This is a genomic window from Sphingomonas sp. TF3, assembly GCF_003985085.1.
GTDB lineage: Bacteria > Pseudomonadota > Alphaproteobacteria > Sphingomonadales > Sphingomonadaceae > Sphingomonas.
In genome coordinates this window covers 1-437 of sequence record NZ_RWKS01000085.1, presented here as the reverse complement: position 1 = coordinate 437, position 437 = coordinate 1, and the positions used below count along the sequence as shown (strand labels likewise).

At 47.1% G+C, this 437-nt stretch carries 1 protein-coding gene; it reads left to right on the top strand.

Annotated elements, in window-relative coordinates; genetic code table 11:
* A partial coding sequence (locus EJC47_RS20890) for a VOC family protein (protein ID WP_185867752.1) occupies window positions 1–252 on the top strand: 252 nt, incomplete at its 5' end.
* Between the last annotated feature and the right edge of the window lie 185 nt (window positions 253–437).

The following is a 437-nucleotide window of genomic DNA, read 5'->3' as shown; positions in this document are numbered from 1 at the left end:
CATCATTTCATGCTCGAGCTAAACCAACTCGACGATGTTGGCTTGGCTTTCGACAAATTTGAGATCGACGGGGCGGTCGTAGCGACTCTGGGACGGCATACGAACGACCATATGGTTTCGTTCTACGGCGCAACTCCGTCCGGCTTTTCAATCGAATATGGTTGGGGCGCGCGAAGTGTCGCACCTGGCTGGTCTGTGGTCCGCTATGACAGTATTAGCATATGGGGGCATAAGTTTGTTGGCTTGAACTAGAAAGTTCTCAGTATTTGATGCCTTTCAAATATAAAGCAAAAAAATTAATTTATGGAGCAGGTGATGATAGGTTACCTATTGCCGCTTTTAGCGGCATCATTTTTGCTTGTATGCTCTTCATCGGTACAGGCGCAAACCAACCCGGCGGATGAAGCTACTATACCCAACCAAGGAATGGTTTATTC